An 18,394-nucleotide genomic window follows, 5' to 3' on the forward strand; every position below is an offset into this window, starting at 1 on the left:
ATTTTTAAGTGAGCGAACTCATTCGCGTACCTGACATCGGCAGCGGTGAAGGTGAAATCATCGAGCTGTTCGTCAAGGTCGGTGACCGTATCGAGGCTGACCAGAGCCTGCTGACCCTGGAGTCCGACAAGGCCTCCATGGAAATCCCGGCCCCCAAGGCCGGCGTCATCAAGGAACTGAAGGTCAAGCTGGGCGACCGCCTGAAAGAAGGCGACGAACTGCTGGTTCTGGAAGCCGAGGGCGCCGCTGCTGCGGCCCCTGAGGCTCCGGCCGCTGCTGCTCCTGCCCCGGCTGCTGCCCCAGCACCTGCTGCCGAAGCCGCCCCTGCGCCAGCCGCAGCCCCGGCTGCCGCCAGCGTGCAGGACATCCACGTGCCGGACATTGGTTCGTCGGGCAAGGCCAAGATCATCGAAGTGCTGGTCAAGGTCGGCGACACTGTCGAAGCCGACCAGTCGCTGATTACCCTGGAGTCCGACAAGGCCTCCATGGAAATCCCGTCGCCAGCTGCTGGCGTGGTCGAAGAAGTGCTGTGCAAGCTGGAAGACGAAGTCGGCACTGGCGACCTGATCTTCAAGCTGAAGGTCGCTGGCGCAGCCCCGGCTGCCGCTCCGGCCGCTGCTGCTGCCCCGGCGCCAGCCAAGGCTGAGGCTGCTCCGGCAGCCGCACCCGCCGCTGCCGCCCCGGCTGCTGCCCCAGCACCGGCTGCTACCGCACCGGCCGCTGGCAGCAACGCCAAGGTTCACGCAGGCCCAGCCGTTCGTCAGCTGGCCCGTGAATTCGGTGTCGACCTGGGCGCTGTTGCCGCCACCGGTCCGCACGGCCGCATTCTGAAAGAAGACGTGCAGGTTTACGTCAAAGCGATGATGCAGAAGGCCAAGGAAGCTCCGGCCGCTGCCGGTGCAACCGGCGGCGCCGGCATCCCGCCGATCCCTGCCGTGGACTTCAGCAAGTTCGGTGAAGTGGAAGAAGTGGCCCTGACTCGCCTGATGCAGGTCGGTGCCGCTAACCTGCACCGCAGCTGGCTGAACGTGCCGCACGTGACCCAGTTCGACTCCGCCGACATCACCGAGCTGGAAGCCTTCCGCGTTGCGCAGAAGGCCGTGGCCGAGAAGGCTGGGGTGAAGCTGACCGTGCTGCCACTGCTGCTCAAGGCCTGTGCTTTCCTGCTCAAGGAACTGCCAGACTTCAACAGCTCGCTGGCACCAAGCGGCAAGGCCATCATCCGCAAGAAGTACGTGCACATCGGCTTCGCCGTGGACACTCCGGACGGCCTGTTGGTCCCTGTGATCAAGAACGTCGACCAGAAGAGCCTGCTGCAACTGGCTGCCGAAGCGGCTGCGCTGGCCGAAAAAGCCCGCACCAAGAAGCTGTCGGCCGACGAGATGCAAGGCGCCTGCTTCACCATCTCCAGCCTCGGCCACATTGGCGGCACCGGCTTCACGCCGATCGTCAACGCGCCGGAAGTGGCTATCCTGGGCGTCTCCAAGGCGACCATGCAGCCTGTGTGGGATGGCAAGGCCTTCCAGCCTAAGCTGATGCTGCCACTGTCGCTGTCCTACGATCACCGTGTGATCAACGGCGCAGCCGCCGCGCGCTTCACCAAGCGCCTGGGCGACGTGCTGGGCGATATCCGCACCATGCTGCTGTAAGGCAGCCCGCTGCCCCTCCTTGCGAGGGGCAGTACCCTTTTCGAGCTGCCACGCTCGTACCTCAACCCCGTCGATTGGCGGGGCTTTTTTTGTCCGCCGATAGGGTTGTGGCGCCGGGGAGATCGAGCGCCGCCCGCGCGGCGCTCGGTTTCCCAGGCGCCAAAATTCTCAAGGCGAACTAACATTTCCGGCCCAACAGCCGATAACCCGTACACAGCATCACGCATGGCCGCTTGCCAGCCCTCGGGACATGATGCAACCTTGCCGAATCTGCCGCCGCCGCAAGGCCGCGTTCCCTCTTCAAGCGAGTCTTCGATGAAAAGCCAACCCGATGCCGCCAGCCGTGTGGCGGCCGAGGTCGTCACGCCGTTACCCGTGCCCTCGCGGCTCGGCATGCTGCGTTTCGAACGGCTCAACGAAGCCACCTGGGCCATGCTCTACCTGGACCCGGCCTGCGAGCGCCAGTTCGGCCTGCACGCCGGCGACCTTTGTGCCTTGGTAGATGCACCCTACGCCAGCCTGATGGAACCGGAAGCACGCTACCGGCTGCACGACGAGGTCCAACTGCAACTGGCACAGCGCGGCTACTACCGCGTGCGCTACACCCTGCACACGCCAAGCGCCTCGCTGCGCCTGCTGGAGGTGGGTGAAGCCTACAAGCAGCATAACCGCCAGCTGTTGCGCGGCTACCTGAGCGTGCTCGATGACCAGCAGGACGATACCGGCGAAGCCGACGCCAACGATCTGGAATCACGCAACAACCGCCTGCAGCTGGCCCTGCAACTGAACCAGCGCGCCCAGCAAGAGCAGCTGGAACACCTGGAGCGCGTGCGTGGCCAGCAGGACCTGATCCTGCGCCTGGCTCGCCAGCGCTACAGTGCCGGTAACTCGCTGCTGGAAGCTGCCCAGCTGATTACCCGCAGCGCCTGCGAAATCTACAAGGTCGACAGCGCCAGCATCTGGCACCTGGACGACCAGCGTCTGGAACCGATCACCGCCTGGTACCGCGTTGCACAAGAGCATCGCCAGCCCGAAGCCATCGATGCCAGCCACTTCCCCGACTACCTTGACGCGCTGCACGCCAGCCGCGCCATCGACGCCCACAACGCCGGCCACGACCCACGCACCCGTGCCCTGGCGCAAAGCCTGCGCCCGGAAAACAAGGCCATGCTCGACGCCAGTATCCGTGTCGATGGCCAGGTAGTCGGCGTGCTGTGCCTTGAGCAGACCGGCCAGCCACGGGCCTGGCAGTCGGACGAGATTGCCTTTGCAGGTGAGCTGGCCGACCAGTTCGCCCAAGTCATCACCAACCACAACCGGCGCACTGCGGCCAGCGCATTGCACCTGTTCCAGCGTGCCGTCGAGCAAAGCGCCAGCGCCTTTTTGCTGGTGAACCGCGATGGCCGGGTGGAGTACGTCAACCCGAGTTTCACTGCCATCACCCAATACAGCACCGATGAAGTGCAAGGCCGTCACCTGGGTGAGCTGCCGGCATTGGAGAACCTCAGCGAATTGCTGTTCGACTCGCCGTCGAGCCTGGCCATGGGCAACAGCTGGCAGGGCGAGTTCAAGAGCCGGCGCAAGAACCTGGAGCCCTACTGGGGCCAGTTGTCGATTTCCAAGGTGTACGGCGATAACCGTGAGCTGACCCACTACATCGGCATATACGAAGACGTCACCCAGACCAAGCTGGCCCAGCAGCGCATCGAACGACTGGCCTACACCGACAACCTGACCAACCTGGGCAACCGCCCGGCGTTCATCCGCAGCCTGGACGAGTGCTTTGCCCGCGATGGCGAAAGCGCGATGTGCCTGCTGCTGGTGGACATCGACAACTTCAAGCGCATCAACGACAGCCTTGGCCACCAGACCGGTGACAAGCTGCTGATCAGCCTGGCCCGCCGCCTGCGCAACAGCTTGCACACCGGCGGTATCCTGGCGCGCTTTGCCAGTAACGAGTTCGCGGTATTGCTTGACGACACCAGCCTGGAAGATGGCCAAGGCGTTGCCCAGCAATTGCTGCGCACCCTCGACAAGCCGATGTTCGTCGACAACCAGTTGATCAACGTCACGGCCTCGGTGGGCCTGGCCTACGCGCCGCTGCACGGCGCTGACCCGGCCAGCCTGATGAAAAACGCCGGCCTGGCGTTGCACAAGGCCAAGGCCAACGGCAAGCATCAGGTGCAGGTGTTTACCGAAGTGCTCAATGCCGAAGCCAGCTACAAACTGTTCGTCGAGAACAACCTGCGCCGTGCCCTTACCCAGAACGAGCTGGAAGTGTTCTACCAGCCCAAGATCTGCCTGCGCAGCGGCCGCCTGTTGGGGCTGGAAGCGCTGTTGCGCTGGAACCACCCCGAGCGCGGCATGATCCGCCCGGACCAGTTCATCAGCGTGGCAGAAGAAACCGGCCTGATCATTCCCATTGGCAAATGGGTGATCCGCCAGTCATGCAGCATGAGCCAGCAACTGCGCGAGGCCGGCTTGGGTAACCTGCACGTAGCGATCAACCTGTCGCCCAAGCAGTTTTCCGACCCCGACCTGGTAGCCTCTATCAGCACCATCCTCAAGGAAGAAGCCCTGCCCCCGCACCTGCTGGAGCTGGAGCTGACCGAAGGCCTACTGCTGGAAGCCACCGAAGACACCCACCGCCAGCTGGACGAGCTGAAGGCCCTGGGCCTGACCCTGGCCATGGACGATTTCGGCACCGGTTACTCCTCGCTCAGCTACCTGAAGAAGTTTCCGATCGACATTCTCAAGATCGACCGCAGCTTCATCAATGAGATCCCCGACAACCAGGACGATATGGAAATTACCTCGGCGGTGGTGGCCATGGCGCACAACCTCAAGCTGAAGGTAGTGGCTGAAGGGATCGAGACGCCGGAGCAGCTGGCGTTTCTGCGCCGCCACCGTTGCGACGTGGGCCAGGGTTACCTGTTCGACCGGCCGATTCCGGGACGGGAGCTGGCTGAGCGGCTGAAGCGCTACCCGCGTGGCCCGGTGGCCTGACAGCGGCGTAAACCTCGGGCACTATAGAAGCCATTCGGGCCTCTTCGCGGGCATGCCCGCGAATGCCTCAACACCTATCCAACTGAAAAAAAACAGAGGAACGGCCATGGTCCTGCGTTCGGAAATCCTGGTGAACAAAAACGTCATGCCAACTGCGGAGCAGGCGCTGCCTGGCCGCGAAACGCCAATGACCCTGCCCGAGTTCCATTACGTGTTCGAAGGCACCCCGCTGCTCGGCCCGTTCTTCGAAGGCGCCATCGACTTCGCCATCTTCGGCCTGGGTTGCTTCTGGGGCGCCGAGCGCCGCTTCTGGCAGCGTGAAGGTGTGGTCAGCACTGTGGTCGGCTACGCCGGCGGTTTCACCCCAAACCCTACCTACGAAGAAGTCTGCTCGGGCCTGACCGGCCACACCGAAGTGGTGCTGGTGGTGTTCGACAAGGACAAAGTCAGCTACCGTGAGCTGCTGGCGATGTTCTGGGAACTGCACAACCCGACCCAGGGCATGCGCCAGGGCAATGACGTCGGCACCCAGTACCGCTCGGCCATCTACTGCACCAGCCCGGAACAGCTGGAACAGGCCAAGGCCAGCCGCGACGCCTTCCAGGTCGAACTGAACAAGGCAGGCTTTGGTGAAATCACCACTGAAATCGACCAGGCACCGACCGTGTACTTCGCCGAGGCCTACCACCAGCAGTACCTGGCCAAGAACCCGGACGGCTACTGCGGTATCGGCGGCACCGGTGTATGCCTGCCACCCAGCCTGCAGGGCAACTGAAGCATGAGCACGATGACCCTGTTCCACTCGCCGTTGTCGCCTTTCGTGCGCAAGGTCATGGTGGTGTTGCATGAGACCGGCCAACTTGAGCGGGTGCAGCTGCAGCCGGTGAACATCAGCCCGGTGAGCAGTGACCCGCAGCTTAACCAGGACAACCCGATCGGCAAGATCCCGGCCCTGCGCCTGGAAGACGGCACCGTGCTGTATGACAGCCGGGTGATCTGCGAGTACCTCGACCTGCAGCACGTCGGCCTGCCGCTGCTGCCACGCGAAGGCTCGGCGCGCTGGCGGCGCATGACGCTGGTGTCGCAGGCTGATGCGATCATGGATGCAGCGGTGTCGTCACGCTATGAAAGCTTCCTGCGGCCCGAGGACAAGCGCTGGGACGGTTGGTTGCAGGCGCAGGGCGACAAGATCCGCCGTAGCCTGGCCAACCTGGAGCAGGAGCATTTGCCCGAGCTGATGTCCGGGTTCGACCTGGCAGCGATTGGTGTGGCCTGTGCGCTGGGGTATCTGGACTTACGTCAGCCGGCGTTTGGCTGGCGTGAGCGCCAGCCAGGTTTGGCGGCGTGGTACGCCGAGGTGGCCAAGCGGCCATCGATGGTCGCCACAACGCCGGTGGCCTGACCGGCCTCTTGAATCAGCAATCCGGCTTGCCGGCGGTGAACTTCTTGGCCGGGTTCACCGCCGCCTTGAACTCACGCAGCGCCTTGGAACCCACCAGCAGCGGGTAATTGAAGCTGCTGCGGTCCACCAGGTTAACTTCCATGGTGCGCTTCACGTCACCCAGGCACAGCTCCAGGTCCACCACCGGACGCTTGGAGATTTCCGGCGCATCGCCTTCTTCCTCTTCATCGGCACGGCCTTTGATCTTGCTGATGCGTGACACCTTGTGCTCGTACACCTTGCCGTCCGAGTCTTTCGTGGCCAGGCGGAAGCGCACCCATTCCTCGCCATCACGGGTGAACAGTTCGATGTCCTTGGCCGATAGCGACGCGGTGAAGGCACCGGTGTCCATCTTGGCCTTCAGGGTTTCGCTCAGCTCGGGCAGGGTGATGTTCTCGTAACGGCCATAGATCGTAGGCTCGGCGGCCATTACCGGCAGTGCCAACAACGACAACAGGGCAAGCAGAGGTTTCACAGGCAGGCTTCCTTGAGAGGGGTCAGTGCTTAGACTGCACGGGCAGAATAGGTTCGCTGTCACAAGGTTAACCAACATGTTGTGAAACATTTGTCCCTGCCGTCGGGCATTGGACATTTGGCGTAGGCCACGGCGCTGCTTATCATTGCCAACCGTTTATCTCCCACAACAAGAGTCTCCTTATGCGTCGCCTGCTGACCGGCATTCTCACTACCACCCTGTTGCTGCTCAATACCGTGGTGTTGATCTGCCCGCTGCTGGTCTTCGCCCTGCTCAAACTGGTGTTGCCGGGCCGTGGCCGCGACTATGCCTCGTGGGCGGTGATGTGGGTAGCCGAAACCTGGTCGGAAATCGACAAGGCCATCTTCGCCTTGTGCATTCCTACCCAATGGGACATTCGCGGCGTCGAGAACCTGCGCAAAGACACCTCGTACCTGGCCGTGAGCAACCACCAGACCTGGGTCGACATCCCCGCGCTGATCGAAAGCCTCAACCGCCGCACGCCGTTCTTCAAGTTCTTTCTCAAGAAGGAGCTGATCTGGGTACCGCTGCTGGGCCTGGCCTGGTGGGGGCTGGATTACCCGTTCATGAAGCGCTACAGCAAGGCGTTTCTAGACAAGCACCCCGAACTCAAGGGCAAGGACCTGGAGATCACCAAGGCCGCTTGTGAGCTGTTCAAGCGCCAGCCCGTCACCGTGGTCAATTACCTCGAAGGCACGCGCTTCACCGAAGCCAAGCGCCAGGAACAACAGTCGCCTTATCGCTACCTGCTCAAGCCCAAGGCCGGCGGCGTGGCGTTCGTGCTGGCGGCATTGGGTGAGCAGTTGGATGCCCTGCTGGACGTTACCATCGTGTACCCCGGCAACAAGGCGCCGGGGTTCTGGGATTTGCTCAACGGCAGCATTAGCCGGGTGATTATCGACATTCAGGTGCGTGAGCTGGACCCCGCCTTGTGGGATGGGGATTATGAAAATGACCCGGCCTTCAGGCAGACCGTGCAGGCTTGGGTGAACCAGCTGTGGCTGGAAAAGGATCAGCGGATCGAGCAGTTGCGGGCGGATATGGGCTGAGATCTCCATCGCCTGTTCCGGCCATCCCGGCCTGGACCATCATCCTCGCCTCGATCGCGCTGGTTACCGTGCTGAACGTGATCGGCATCCACTCTGTCGCCAAGGCCAGCAACCTGATCGTTGGCGCGCAGATCGTGTTCATCGGGGTGTTCGTGGCCTTGTCCTGCCAGACCCTGGCCGGGCAACCGGTAGACCTGCTCTCGCCGCTGATGGGTGACGGCACACAACCTGGCTTCGGCCCGCTGATGGCCGGTGCTGCAGTACTGTGCCTGTCGTTTCTAGGCTTCGATGCCGTCTCGACCCTGGCCGAAGAATGCCGCGATGCACGCCACGATGTGCCACGGGCGATCATCCTTACCACGCTCTTCGCCGGCGTACTGTTCACCGCGCTGGCCTACGTCAGCCAACTGGTGCTGCCAGGCAGCACGTTTGCAAACGCCGATGCGGCGGCCAATGAAGTGATGTTCAGCGCGGGTGGGCAATTCCTGGCCAACTTCTTCACCGCCGCCTTCGTCGCCGGCAGCCTGGGTTCAGCACTGGCCTCGCAGGCGGCGGTGTCACGCATCCTGTTCACCATGGGCCGTGACAAGGTGCTGCCGCAGCGCACGTTCGATTACCTGTCCCCACGCTTCGGCACGCCGGTGTTCGCCATTCTGCTGGTGTCGGCGTTCTCGCTGCTGGCGCTGGTGATCGACCTGTCCACCCTCGCTTCGCTGATCAGTTTCGGCGCGCTGGTGGCGTTCTCGGCGGTGAACCTGGCAGTGGTGAAGACCCACCTGATGGACGATGCCAGCCAGCGTAATGCCAAGGGGTTGTTGAGTTATGGCGTGGTGCCGCTGGTGGGGTTGGGGCTGACACTGTGGCTGTGGACCAGCCTGTCGGCGCTGACGTTGGTGATTGGGTTGTGCTGGTTTGCGCTGGGGCTGGCGTATCTTGCCGTTCTGACTGCCGGCTTCCGTCGTCCGGTTCTACTGACGGACTTCTCCGAGGCGGGCTGAGGTCCGCCGCAAGTACTGACAATTCTGCCAGTTGTGCGTGGCCTCGCGAAGACAAAGACTTACGTAACACCGTCTTTTGCGAGGTACCCGCCATTGAGAACAGCCGCCCTGGCCTACACCCCATACGGATACATCGACAGTCAAGCTTGGTTGGCCACCCTGCTTGGCTTCAATGGCGAAAAGAACGACCCCCTCACCAGCATCTACCCATTAGGACAAGGTTACCGTAGCTACAGTCCAACCCTGATGCGCTTCCATAAGCCCGATAACCTCAGCCCCTTTGGGCAGGGCGGATATAACACTTACGCATACTGCAACTGTGATCCGATCAATTTCCGGGATGACACAGGTCATGCGCGAACATTTGCTCAGCTACGGAAGTTCTGGGTTGAACATAGCCAGTCGGCCCAATCCTCAACGACCCCTTTGATACGAGCGCCAAAAAAGAAAGTGACATTTAACAGAAAGATAACTGGCCGTATCTATACGGGCGAACACGACGTACAGAGAGCCAGGCTTATTGAAGAAAAACAGTCATTGCAAGTTTACATTTACAAGTTCACTCAGCGCGTAAAACGAAAAACAGAAGACTTCAATTTTCTCATGGAGCCGTCGACGCCTGACCTCGCGAAAAGTTTTGGCATCAGTGAGGAAAGATACCAGACTTCGCTGGAGGCACTCGCCACATGGCTTGACGACGCGCAAGATCGGTTGAAAAACCTTAACTCCACACTCAGAAGCTATCGAGTCTAATGGCATGAGGAATATCTGATGAGTAGTGCGTCGCTTCGCGCTTATACACCTTATGGGCATTTTCACTATAGCCTTTCAAATCAGCAACTGCTCGGCTTCAATGGCGAACTGCTAGAAAGGCACTCTGGAGCGTACCTGCTTGGCAATGGCTATCGTCCGTACAACCCGATAATCATGCGATTCCTTGCGCCTGACAGCTGGAGCCCGTTCGGCAAGGGGGGGCTGAATGCCTATGGCTATTGCGCAGGAGACTCCATTAACAATGTAGATCCAGATGGGCATGCTGTTGTCAATCGATTACGCCGCCACGCCGCCATACTGACGCCCGATGTTCCTCCCCCCCAAACGGCCCAGCATCTCAATCGCTCCCTCAACAGGCAGGGCTTGCAGACCGGACGCAGCGATCCGCTCACTCCTCCACCGCAAATTCAGCAGCCACGCGCCAATAGAAACCCACTGGCAAACGGTGGTCGAATGCCGTTTGAAGACCGGAGAAATCCAAGCGTGCCATTGAGTGAGGTCGTAACTCTGGCCAAAGAACTGGCGGGGGCGAAGCGGTCCCTTGCAGATGCTCCAGCGTTTCTGACATACGTGCATGAACCGAAAATGCGTGCCAATTACCTTGCGAATCTCGCCAGCATCCGTAGTGAAGTGCTAAAACAGCAAGATCAATTGAACGTGGCGATGGTCAGGTGGTTCCACTCCTGACCAACCCCATGTCCAGCCCAATCAAACCGATGGCGTATTCACTGGCGCCGGCGTGGTCCACAGGCTCCCCAGGTTCTGCAGCAACGACCCGGCGATGCCCTGCTGGCCCAGGTACTGCAGAATCAGAGGGGCAAACTGGCCGATCATCCCGGTGTCCATCCCCAGCGCCTTGAACGCAGTGTCCAGGTCGTTGCGATTCTCGACGTTGTTGCCCAGGGCATTGCTCAGCGCCGACTGGCTTTCGCTGTTCTTGCCCAGCAAATCGCCCAATCCACTCAAGCCACCCAGCGCATTGGCCCCGGCCAGCAGGTCCAGCCCCGGTACCGCCTTGGTCAGCTGCCCATAGTCATCGCTGCTCAGGTTATTGCGCGCCAAGCCCAACATCGCCCCTGCTCCGCCAACGGCTTGTTCGGGGGTGATCTTCAATTCGCTACCCAGGGTGTTGAGCAGGTTGGCCTGTGCCTCGGGCGCCTGCACCTGGCCTTGCTGTTGCTGGTTCTGCATGGCCGACACGGCGTTGGCCGCATCGCTGAGATTGAAGGCGAACACCGGGCTTGCAGCCAGGGTCATCAGGGTTGCCAGGGTGAGTGCTTTCATCGGGAGGGACCTCGTGAGCCGGGATGGCTGCGGAAACGAGAAATTTGACTAAAAAAACCAACCTTTGTTCCGAGCCGATCACAAGCGCATGTCCCCGTAATCGATAAGCGCTGCGAGACGGCAGGTTGCGGTGGAAGTACTCAAGAAATCACATATACCAATTGGAACATTTCAAATACCTAGTATTTTTACCAGTTGCTAGTCGATTCTTCGGCAGTCATGCTTGAGACGCTCACGTCATCCATAAAGAAGCGCTGCCAATTAATTGGCCACGCACTACACAACTGGAAGTATTCGTATGCTTATCAGAGCCAGCACTAGAAAGTTTCTCTATCAAAATGGCGAACTTAGCACCATCATAACCAATAAGGAAAGCCTAACAATTTTTCGCCACACGACCACGTTGCTTTCCGAGCGAAGCACCACCCATGGACAAGCACTTACAGCAGGCGATCAAAGCAACTCCACACTGATTAGAACAAGCGCCGAAAAACAAGAAACACATGCCTACTCTCCTTACGGACACGAATCCTATTTTCACACCGCATTCACAACGATAGGTTTTAACGGGAAACCATTCGATAACTTCTTAGAAGGTTACATACTCGGTAACGGCCATAGGTTATTCAAACCAGCAACTATGCGCTTTTGCTCTCCCGATGAAATCAGCCCTTTCGGCGCTGGTGGACTTAACGCTTACGCCTATTGCTCGGGAGACCCGACAAACTTCCACGACCCATCAGGACGTTCTAGAGCAGCCCTTCTTTTCAAGGCTTTAAAAAAAATTTTTCCCGAGCCAACTAAAAACACGCAGGTAGGCCAACCGGGTCATTATGACCATGTCACCTCGCTCCCCAGCTATGCAAAGGTACTCTCCGAGCATCCCAGCGAACTTTCTACTGCTAAAGCTTTCCTCCTCGAAGATCTCCTCGCGCAAGAAAAAATACTTGAATTCCACAAAAATGAAAAATCATTGTATCTCCAGGCCGCCTTCAAGGAAAATAAGAAGACGAAAAAATTTTTCCAAAAGCCTAGTACAAAAAAAGCACACATAAAAACCGAGAACGAATATAAAGCGCAATACCACCACCACAAAAAACTGGAAGAAAATGCCCAAGGGAACATTGATCAGATCAATACCTCACTCGCACGGATCAGAGTCGCGGAAAGCTAGAAACAGCGACGTGCGGCAACGCCCCAACAGCCGCACGAACTCTTGCGACTTGTCTTCATACCCAGCTCAAGCGAGGCTAAGGCATGCAACCGGGGCAGAACCGCACCTAAATGAAAAGCCCCTCGACTGGAGGGGCTCTTCTTACTTAATGATGATTACGCCGCCCCCCACATCTTGTGCGGATCGATCACAAATTTCTTCGGCACACCCGCATCAAACTCGCCATACCCTTCCGGCGCCTGATCCAGATTGATCACCTGCACCCCCACTACCTCGGCAATGTTAATCCGGTCCCACATGATCGCCTGCATCAGCTGGCGGTTGTACTTCATGGTCGGGGTCTGGCCGGTGTGGAAGCTGTGCGACTTCGCCCAGCCGAGGCCGAAGCGGATGCTCAGTGCGCCGATCTTGGCGGCGGCATCTACCGCGCCCGGGTCTTCGGTCACGTACAGGCCCGGGATACCGATGTTGCCGGCAACGCGGGTAACCTGCATCAGCGAGTTCAGCACGGTAGCAGGGGCTTCGTGCTTGGCGCCCTCGTGGCCATGGCCACGGGCCTCGAAGCCAACGGCGTCAACGGCGCAGTCCACTTCCGGCTCGCCGAGAATGTCGACGATCTGCTCGTGCAGCGGGGTGTCCTTGGACAGGTCGACCACTTCGAAGCCTTGCGACTTGGCGTGGGCCAGGCGGGCCGGGTTGAGGTCGCCAACGATCACGCAGGCAGCGCCAAGCAGGCGGGCCGAGGCAGCAGCGGCCAAGCCAACCGGGCCAGCGCCCGCTACGTAAACGGTGCTACCTGGGCCTACGCCAGCAGTGACGGCGCCGTGGTAGCCAGTAGGCAGGATGTCGGACAGGCAGGTCAGGTCACGGATCTTTTCCATGGCCTTGTCGCGCTCGGGCAGTTTCAGCAGGTTGAAGTCGGCGTACGGCACCAGCACGTACTCGGCCTGGCCACCGGTCCAGTCGCCCATGTCGACGTAGCCGTAGGCACCGCCGGCGCGGGCCGGGTTAACGGTGAGGCAGACGCCGGTGTGCATCTCTTTGCAGGAGCGGCAACGGCCACAGGCAACGTTGAAGGGTACCGAGACCAGGTCGCCGATCTGCATGCGCTCGACATCGCGGCCTTTTTCGACGATTTCACCGGTGATTTCGTGGCCCAGGACCAGGCCGACCTGGGCAGTGGTGCGGCCGCGGACCATGTGCTGGTCGGAGCCGCAGATGTTGGTGGAGACCACCTTCAGGATCACGCCGTGTTCGATCTTCTTGCCGCGCGGGTCCTGCATTTTCGGGTAGTCGATCTTCTGCACCTCGACCTTGCCGGCGCCGAGATATACCACTCCACGATTGCCAGACATGCTCTTACCTCGCTTGATTTGTATTTATGCAGCGGTGGTTGAACGCGCCGCCATCCATGGGCGGCATGTGTTTCTGGAGTGAGGGGAATTGTGGGCCTGATGGGCCGGGATGCACTGACTGGGAGCGACAGGGAGATGCCTTTTAGCGGCAAGGGTGTCGCTGGAGGGTATGGAGGATGAGGCAGGCGTGTTGACCTGCACCGGCCTCTTCGCGGGGCTCGCCCCGCGAAGAGGCCGGTACAGGCGCTAGAGAACGACCGTCCGGTTGGCGTTGAGGAACACCCGCCGCTCGATGTGATAACCCACAGCCCGCGCCAGGGTCAGGCACTCGATGTCGCGCCCTTTGGCAATCAGGTCTTCCGGGTAATGGCTGTGGTCCACCACTTCAACGCCCTGGGCAATGATCGGCCCTTCGTCCAGGTCGTTGTTGATGTAATGCGCAGTCGCGCCGACCATCTTCACGCCCTTGTTGTACGCCTGGTGATAAGGCTTGGCGCCTTTGAACCCCGGCAACAACGAGTGGTGAATGTTGATCGCCCAGCCATCCAGGCGCCGGCACAGCTCGGGCGATAGCACCTGCATGTAGCGAGCGAGGATAACCAGCTCTGCGCCGGTTTCCTCGATCACCTGCAGCACCTTGCGCTCCTGCCCAGGCTTGTCCTTGGGGTCGAGCGCGAAGTGGTAGTAAGGAATCTTGTGCCACTGGGCCAACGGTTCCAGGTCAGGGTGGTTGGACACCACCGCCACCACGTCCATGCCCAGCTGCCCGATGCGCTGGCGGTACAGCAGATCATTCAGGCAGTGGTCGGCCTTGGACACCATGATCACCACCTTGGGGCGGTGATTGGGTGCGGTCAGCTCGAAGGCCATGCCGAACGCTTCGCTGCGCTCGGCAAGGCCGGCCCGGAAGCCCGCCTCGTCGAAATCATCCGGCTGGCGGAATTCGACGCGAATGAAGAAGCGCCCCGACTGCCGGTCATCGAAGGAGTGGTGCTCCGTCACGTAGCAGCGCTGCTCGAAGAGGTAACGCGTCACCACGTCGACGGTGCCGAGCATGCTCGGGCAGTCGGCGGTGAGAATCCATGTATCCGGTGCCCGACTCATGTTCTGCGCTCCTTAGGCTTCGATGCTCAGGCCGTACTCGGCCGAAGCGTCCTGCAGCCACAGCCACCAGTAGTCAGCGAAACTGCGGCGAATCACCAGTTCCCAGGTGTCTTCCGCAGTGCGGCGAATCACCAGTTGCGACTTGGCGAACACGGTACCCACTGCCTTGCCCACCGGGAAGTTGTTCGGGTGAACATCATAGCTGGTGGACTTCATCAGCACTTCACGCACATTCGGGCCGCGCAGTTCCAGCAGGCTTTGCCCGCCGCTCACGTTGACCACCTGGATGTGCTGGCCTTCAAGGGCTGCACGCAGCTTTTGCTCGACAGCCAGTTCCTGGCCACCGGGTACGATCAGCAGCCATTCATCCGGGCCAACCCATTGCAGCGACATGTCGTTGTTGGCGACCACGGTCAGGGCCACCGGCAGCTCCAGGCCCAGGGCCTTGTGCACGCCTGCGGCGAATTCCGGGTTGTGGCCATCGCCGCGAAGGGTGAGGTGGCCAAGGAACTTGCGTTCACGCAGGGTCACGCCTGCGTTCTTGCGGCCTTTGCCAACCAGGCTGGCCAGGTCGGCGTGGTGCAGTGGCGACTGGGCCTTGGCCTCGGCGCCGGGGTTTTGCTGGAAGACGTTGATAGCGCTCATTTCTTACCTGCCTTGAATTCTTGTTCGTCAGGGCAGCGCAGCACCGGGCTGCGCCGCTATCCGGGGGCCTTTAGACGTTCTGCCGCTCACCCTTCGGATCGAAGAACACCGAAGACACGATCTCCGCCTCGATCACGCTGCCATCCGCCTGCGGCGAGTACACGCGCTCGCCCATGCGCTTGAGGCCGCCTTTGACCACGCCCATGGCGAACGAGTAGCCCAGGGAGTTGGACGCGTAGCTGGAGGTCACGTGGCCAACCATGTCCATCGGGATCGGCTGTTTCGGGTCGAATACCAGCTGGGCGCCTTCCGGCAGCCATTTGGTCGGGTCGACCGGCTTCAGGCCTACCAGTTGCTTGCGGTTCTCGCGCACGCAGTCTTCACGGTTCATGCCACGCAGGCCGATCCACGAGAACGGCTTGTTGCGGCCCACGCACCAACTCATGTTCAGGTCGTCCGGGGTCATCGAGCCGTCGGTGTCCTGGCCCACGATGATGAAGCCCTTCTCGGCACGCAGTACGTGCATGGTCTCGGTGCCGTACGGGGTCAGGTTGTACTTCTTGCCGGCCTCGATGATCTGTTCCAGCACGCCCATGGCGTAGTTGGCCTGCACGTTCACTTCGTACGACAGCTCACCGGTGAACGAGATACGGAACACACGGGCTGGCACGCCGCCCACGTTGCCTTCCTTCCAGGTCATGAACGGGAAGGCTTCCTTGTCCATGTCGATGTCGGTCAGCTCGCTCAGCAGCTTGCGGCTGTTGGGGCCGGACAGGGTCATGGTGGCCCAGTGGTCGGTGACCGAAGTGAAGTACACCTTCAGCTCTGGCCATTCGGTCTGGTGGTACAGCTCCATCCACTGCAGCACGCGGGCGGCGCCGCCGGTGGTGGTGGTCATGATGAAGTGGTTGTCGCCAACGCAGGCGGTTACGCCGTCGTCGAAGACCATGCCGTCTTCCTTGCACATCAGGCCGTAGCGGGCCTTGCCCACGTCGAGCTTGGTCCAGGCGTTGGTGTAGATGCGGTTGAGGAACTCGCGCGCATCCGGGCCCTGGATATCGATCTTGCCCAGGGTGGAGGCGTCCAGCAGGCCCACGCTGTCGCGCACGGCCTTGCATTCACGGGCCACGGCGGCATGGATGTCTTCACCGGCTTTCGGGAAGTACCACGGGCGCTTCCACTGGCCGACGTCTTCGAACTCGGCGCCGTTCTTCACGTGCCAGGCATGCAGGGCGGTGAAGCGCACCGGCTCGAACAGGTGACCACAGTGACGGCCCGCTACGGCGCCGAACGTCACCGGCGTGTAGTTGGGGCGGAACATGGTGGTGCCCATTTCCGGGATGGTGATGCCGATCGAACGGGCGGCGATGGCCAGGCCGTTGATGTTGCCCAGTTTGCCCTGGTCGGTACCGAAGCCCAGTGCAGTGTAGCGTTTTACGTGCTCGACCGACTCGAAGCCTTCACGGGTGGCCAGTTCGATACCGGCGGCGGTCACGTCGTTCTGTTGGTCGACGAACTGCTTCGGCCCCTTGGTGCCTTTTTCGTGCGGCACCAGGAACAGCGCCACGGTGGCCTCTTCCTTGCGTGCAACGGTTTTTGGCAGGGTGCCGACTGTGGCTTTGAAGCCTGCCTCGGTGGCTGCGCGCACGCCGCCTTCGAAGCCATCGGCAATCACGTCGCCAAGGGCGTAGACACCATTGATACCACCCACGCATTCGCGTTTTTGCGGCGCATCGCCCGGCACGAAGCCGAGGATGTCGTCACGCCATACCGGGCGACCGCCCAGGTGCGAGGCCAGGTGAACGATCGGGCTGTAGCCGCCCGAGGACGCGATCAGGTCGCACTCGAGGGTTTCGCCTGGGCTGGTGACTTTGTGCGCCTGCACATCGATGGCGGCCACGCGGGCGCCAGTAACGTGCTTGCTGCCTTTGGCCTCGACCACGGCACTGGAAGTGAGGATGCGAATGCCCTTGGCACGCGCTTCTTCAACCAGCGAGCCACGTGGGTTGTGGCGGGCGTCGGCAATGGCGACCACTTGCAGGCCAGCGTCGTGCCAGTCCAGCGCGGCGCGGTAGGCGTGATCGTTGTTGGTCGACAGCACCAGCTTGCGGCCTGGGGCCACGCCGTAGCGGCGAACATAGGTAGAAACGGCGCCGGCCAGCATGTTGCCCGGCACGTCGTTGTTGCCGTACACCAGCGGGCGCTCGTGGGCGCCGGCAGCCAGTACCACGCGTTTGGCGCGTACACGGTGCACACGGTGGCGAACCTGGCCGATCGGGGCGCGGTCGCCGAGGTGGTCGGTGAGGCGCTCGTGAATGGTCAGGAAGTTATGGTCGTGGTAGCCGTTGACCGTGGCACGTGGCAGCAGGGTCACTTCCGGCAGGCCTTCCAGCTCTTTGACCACGGCGTTGACCCAGTCGGCAGCAGGCTTGCCGTCGAGGGTTTCGCGGGTGTCGAGCAGGCTGCCGCCGAACTCTTCCTGCTCGTCAGCCAGGATCACGCGGGCACCGCTGCGCGCAGCGGCCAGTGCAGCGGCCAGGCCAGCAGGGCCGGCACCGACGATCAGCACGTCGCAGTGCTGGTTCATGTAGTCGTAGCTGTCCGGGTCGTTCTGCAGCGGCGCACGGCCCAGGCCGGCTGCCTTGCGGATGTACTTCTCGTACGTCATCCAGAACGATTTCGGGTACATGAAAGTTTTGTAGTAGAAGCCCGGCGGCATCATGCTGCCGCCCACCTTGCCAAGGATGCCCATGACGTCGTTGTTGACGTTCGGCCAGCCGTTGGTGCTGGTGGCGACAAGGCCTGCGTACAGCGCCTGCTGCGTGGCACGCACGTTCGGGATCTGGGTGGCTTCGCTGGAGCCGATCTGCAGGATGGCGTTCGGCTCTTCGGTACCTGCAGCGATGATGCCGCGTGGGCGCGAGTACTTGAAGCTGCGGCCAACGATGTCGACGCCGTTGGCCAGCAACGCAGCGGCCAGGCTGTCACCGGCATAACCCTGGTAGGTCTTGCCGTTGAAACTGAAGTTCAGGACCTTGCTGCGGTCGATACGGCCGCCGCTGGCGAGGCGATAGGTCTGGCTCATACTTTTTCCCCTTGGCCTTTGACGGTCGACGGTGCGTTTGCAGCTTTACCGTTGGCGGTCACTTGCGGCTTCTCGCCAATCTTGTAGGTTTCCAGAATCTCGTAGGTCACGGTGTCGCGGGTGACGTTGAAGTACTGGCGGCAGCCGGCAACGTGGTCCCACAGTTCATGGTGAATCCCGCGTGGGTTGTCACGGTAGAACATGTAGGTACCCCACTCCTCGTCGGAGCAGGCGTTAGGGTCCAGCGGGCGGGCGATGTGCGCCTGGCCAGAGGCGTGGAACTCTTCTTCGGAGCGCAGCTCGCCGCAGTGGGGACAGAAAATATGCAACATGA

General features: G+C 61.1%; 14 protein-coding genes and 2 pseudogenes. 9 read left to right on the forward strand and 7 right to left on the reverse strand.

Features of this window, described 5'->3' with window-relative positions; translation table 11 throughout:
- Nucleotides 1-8: 8 nt before the first annotated feature.
- The 4 genes from aceF (at nt 9) to D8767_RS27455 (ending at nt 6,057) form a co-directional block, all read left to right on the forward strand.
- Nucleotides 9-1,649 (forward strand): dihydrolipoyllysine-residue acetyltransferase, encoded by a 1,641-nt coding sequence (gene aceF / locus D8767_RS27440; protein ID WP_028699073.1) that lies wholly within the window; start codon nt 9-11, stop codon nt 1,647-1,649.
- Between the two features lie 315 nt (nt 1,650-1,964).
- Complete coding sequence (locus D8767_RS27445; RefSeq protein WP_016714537.1) at nt 1,965-4,655, forward strand: bifunctional diguanylate cyclase/phosphodiesterase; 2,691 nt, start codon at nt 1,965-1,967, stop codon at nt 4,653-4,655.
- Between the two features lie 106 nt (nt 4,656-4,761).
- Entirely contained in the window at nt 4,762-5,430 is a 669-nt protein-coding gene (gene msrA / locus D8767_RS27450; RefSeq protein ID WP_016714536.1) for a peptide-methionine (S)-S-oxide reductase MsrA, read from the forward strand.
- A 3-nt stretch (nt 5,431-5,433) separates the two neighbouring features.
- Nucleotides 5,434-6,057, forward strand: coding sequence for a glutathione S-transferase (locus D8767_RS27455; protein WP_016714535.1), 624 nt, complete (start codon nt 5,434-5,436; stop codon nt 6,055-6,057).
- A gap of 13 nt (nt 6,058-6,070) precedes the next feature.
- On the opposite strand, the gene D8767_RS27460 is transcribed toward D8767_RS27455, so the two are convergent.
- Nucleotides 6,071-6,571 carry an ATP-dependent zinc protease gene (locus tag D8767_RS27460; protein ID WP_122048476.1) on the reverse strand — a complete coding sequence of 167 codons (501 nt, stop codon included), beginning with the start codon at nt 6,569-6,571 and terminating at the stop codon, nt 6,071-6,073.
- A gap of 182 nt (nt 6,572-6,753) precedes the next feature.
- Here D8767_RS27460 and D8767_RS27465 point away from each other — a divergent pair, with 182 nt between their 5' ends.
- The 4 genes and pseudogenes from D8767_RS27465 to D8767_RS29415 all read left to right on the forward strand — a co-directional run.
- Entirely contained in the window at nt 6,754-7,641 is an 888-nt protein-coding gene (locus D8767_RS27465; RefSeq protein ID WP_016714533.1) for an acyltransferase, read from the forward strand.
- A 17-nt stretch (nt 7,642-7,658) separates the two neighbouring features.
- Nucleotides 7,659-8,639, forward strand: a pseudogene (locus tag D8767_RS27470) (APC family permease); the annotation flags it as partial.
- Between the two features lie 93 nt (nt 8,640-8,732).
- A complete protein-coding gene (locus tag D8767_RS27475) occupies nt 8,733-9,392 on the forward strand; it encodes an RHS repeat-associated core domain-containing protein (protein WP_016714531.1) in 660 nt (219 codons plus the stop codon).
- Nucleotides 9,393-9,431: 39 nt separating this feature from the next.
- Nucleotides 9,432-9,674: pseudogene (locus D8767_RS29415) on the forward strand (RHS repeat-associated core domain-containing protein); the annotation flags it as partial.
- 447 nt (nt 9,675-10,121) lie between these two features.
- Here the strand turns inward: D8767_RS29415 and D8767_RS27485 are convergent.
- Nucleotides 10,122-10,697 (reverse strand): DUF2780 domain-containing protein, encoded by a 576-nt coding sequence (locus D8767_RS27485; protein ID WP_016714529.1) that lies wholly within the window; start codon nt 10,695-10,697, stop codon nt 10,122-10,124.
- A 298-nt stretch (nt 10,698-10,995) separates the two neighbouring features.
- On the opposite strand from D8767_RS27485, the gene D8767_RS27490 reads away from it, so the two are divergent.
- Complete coding sequence (locus D8767_RS27490) at nt 10,996-11,871, forward strand: RHS repeat-associated core domain-containing protein (RefSeq protein ID WP_080578124.1); 876 nt, start codon at nt 10,996-10,998, stop codon at nt 11,869-11,871.
- Nucleotides 11,872-12,026: 155 nt separating this feature from the next.
- On the opposite strand, the gene fdhA is transcribed toward D8767_RS27490, so the two are convergent.
- The 5 genes from fdhA to D8767_RS27515 form a co-directional block, all read right to left on the reverse strand.
- Nucleotides 12,027-13,226 carry a formaldehyde dehydrogenase, glutathione-independent gene (gene fdhA / locus D8767_RS27495; protein ID WP_003255673.1) on the reverse strand — a complete coding sequence of 400 codons (1,200 nt, stop codon included), beginning with the start codon at nt 13,224-13,226 and terminating at the stop codon, nt 12,027-12,029.
- A 246-nt stretch (nt 13,227-13,472) separates the two neighbouring features.
- Nucleotides 13,473-14,330 carry a formyltetrahydrofolate deformylase gene (purU, locus tag D8767_RS27500; protein WP_016714526.1) on the reverse strand — a complete coding sequence of 286 codons (858 nt, stop codon included), beginning with the start codon at nt 14,328-14,330 and terminating at the stop codon, nt 13,473-13,475.
- Between the two features lie 12 nt (nt 14,331-14,342).
- Entirely contained in the window at nt 14,343-14,975 is a 633-nt protein-coding gene (locus D8767_RS27505; RefSeq protein WP_016484539.1) for a sarcosine oxidase subunit gamma, read from the reverse strand.
- Nucleotides 14,976-15,045: 70 nt separating this feature from the next.
- Nucleotides 15,046-18,060: a sarcosine oxidase subunit alpha gene (locus tag D8767_RS27510; RefSeq protein ID WP_063977383.1), complete on the reverse strand. Its 3,015-nt coding sequence runs from the start codon at nt 18,058-18,060 to the stop codon at nt 15,046-15,048.
- Nucleotides 18,057-18,392, reverse strand: a complete 336-nt coding sequence (locus D8767_RS27515) for a sarcosine oxidase subunit delta (protein ID WP_012270119.1) — start codon at nt 18,390-18,392, stop codon at nt 18,057-18,059. The genes D8767_RS27510 and D8767_RS27515 overlap by 4 nt, the downstream gene beginning before the upstream one ends.
- Nucleotides 18,393-18,394: the final 2 nt, after the last annotated feature.

Source organism: Pseudomonas sp. LTGT-11-2Z (assembly GCF_003691445.1).
GTDB classification, from domain to species: Bacteria; Pseudomonadota; Gammaproteobacteria; order Pseudomonadales; family Pseudomonadaceae; genus Aquipseudomonas; species Aquipseudomonas monteilii.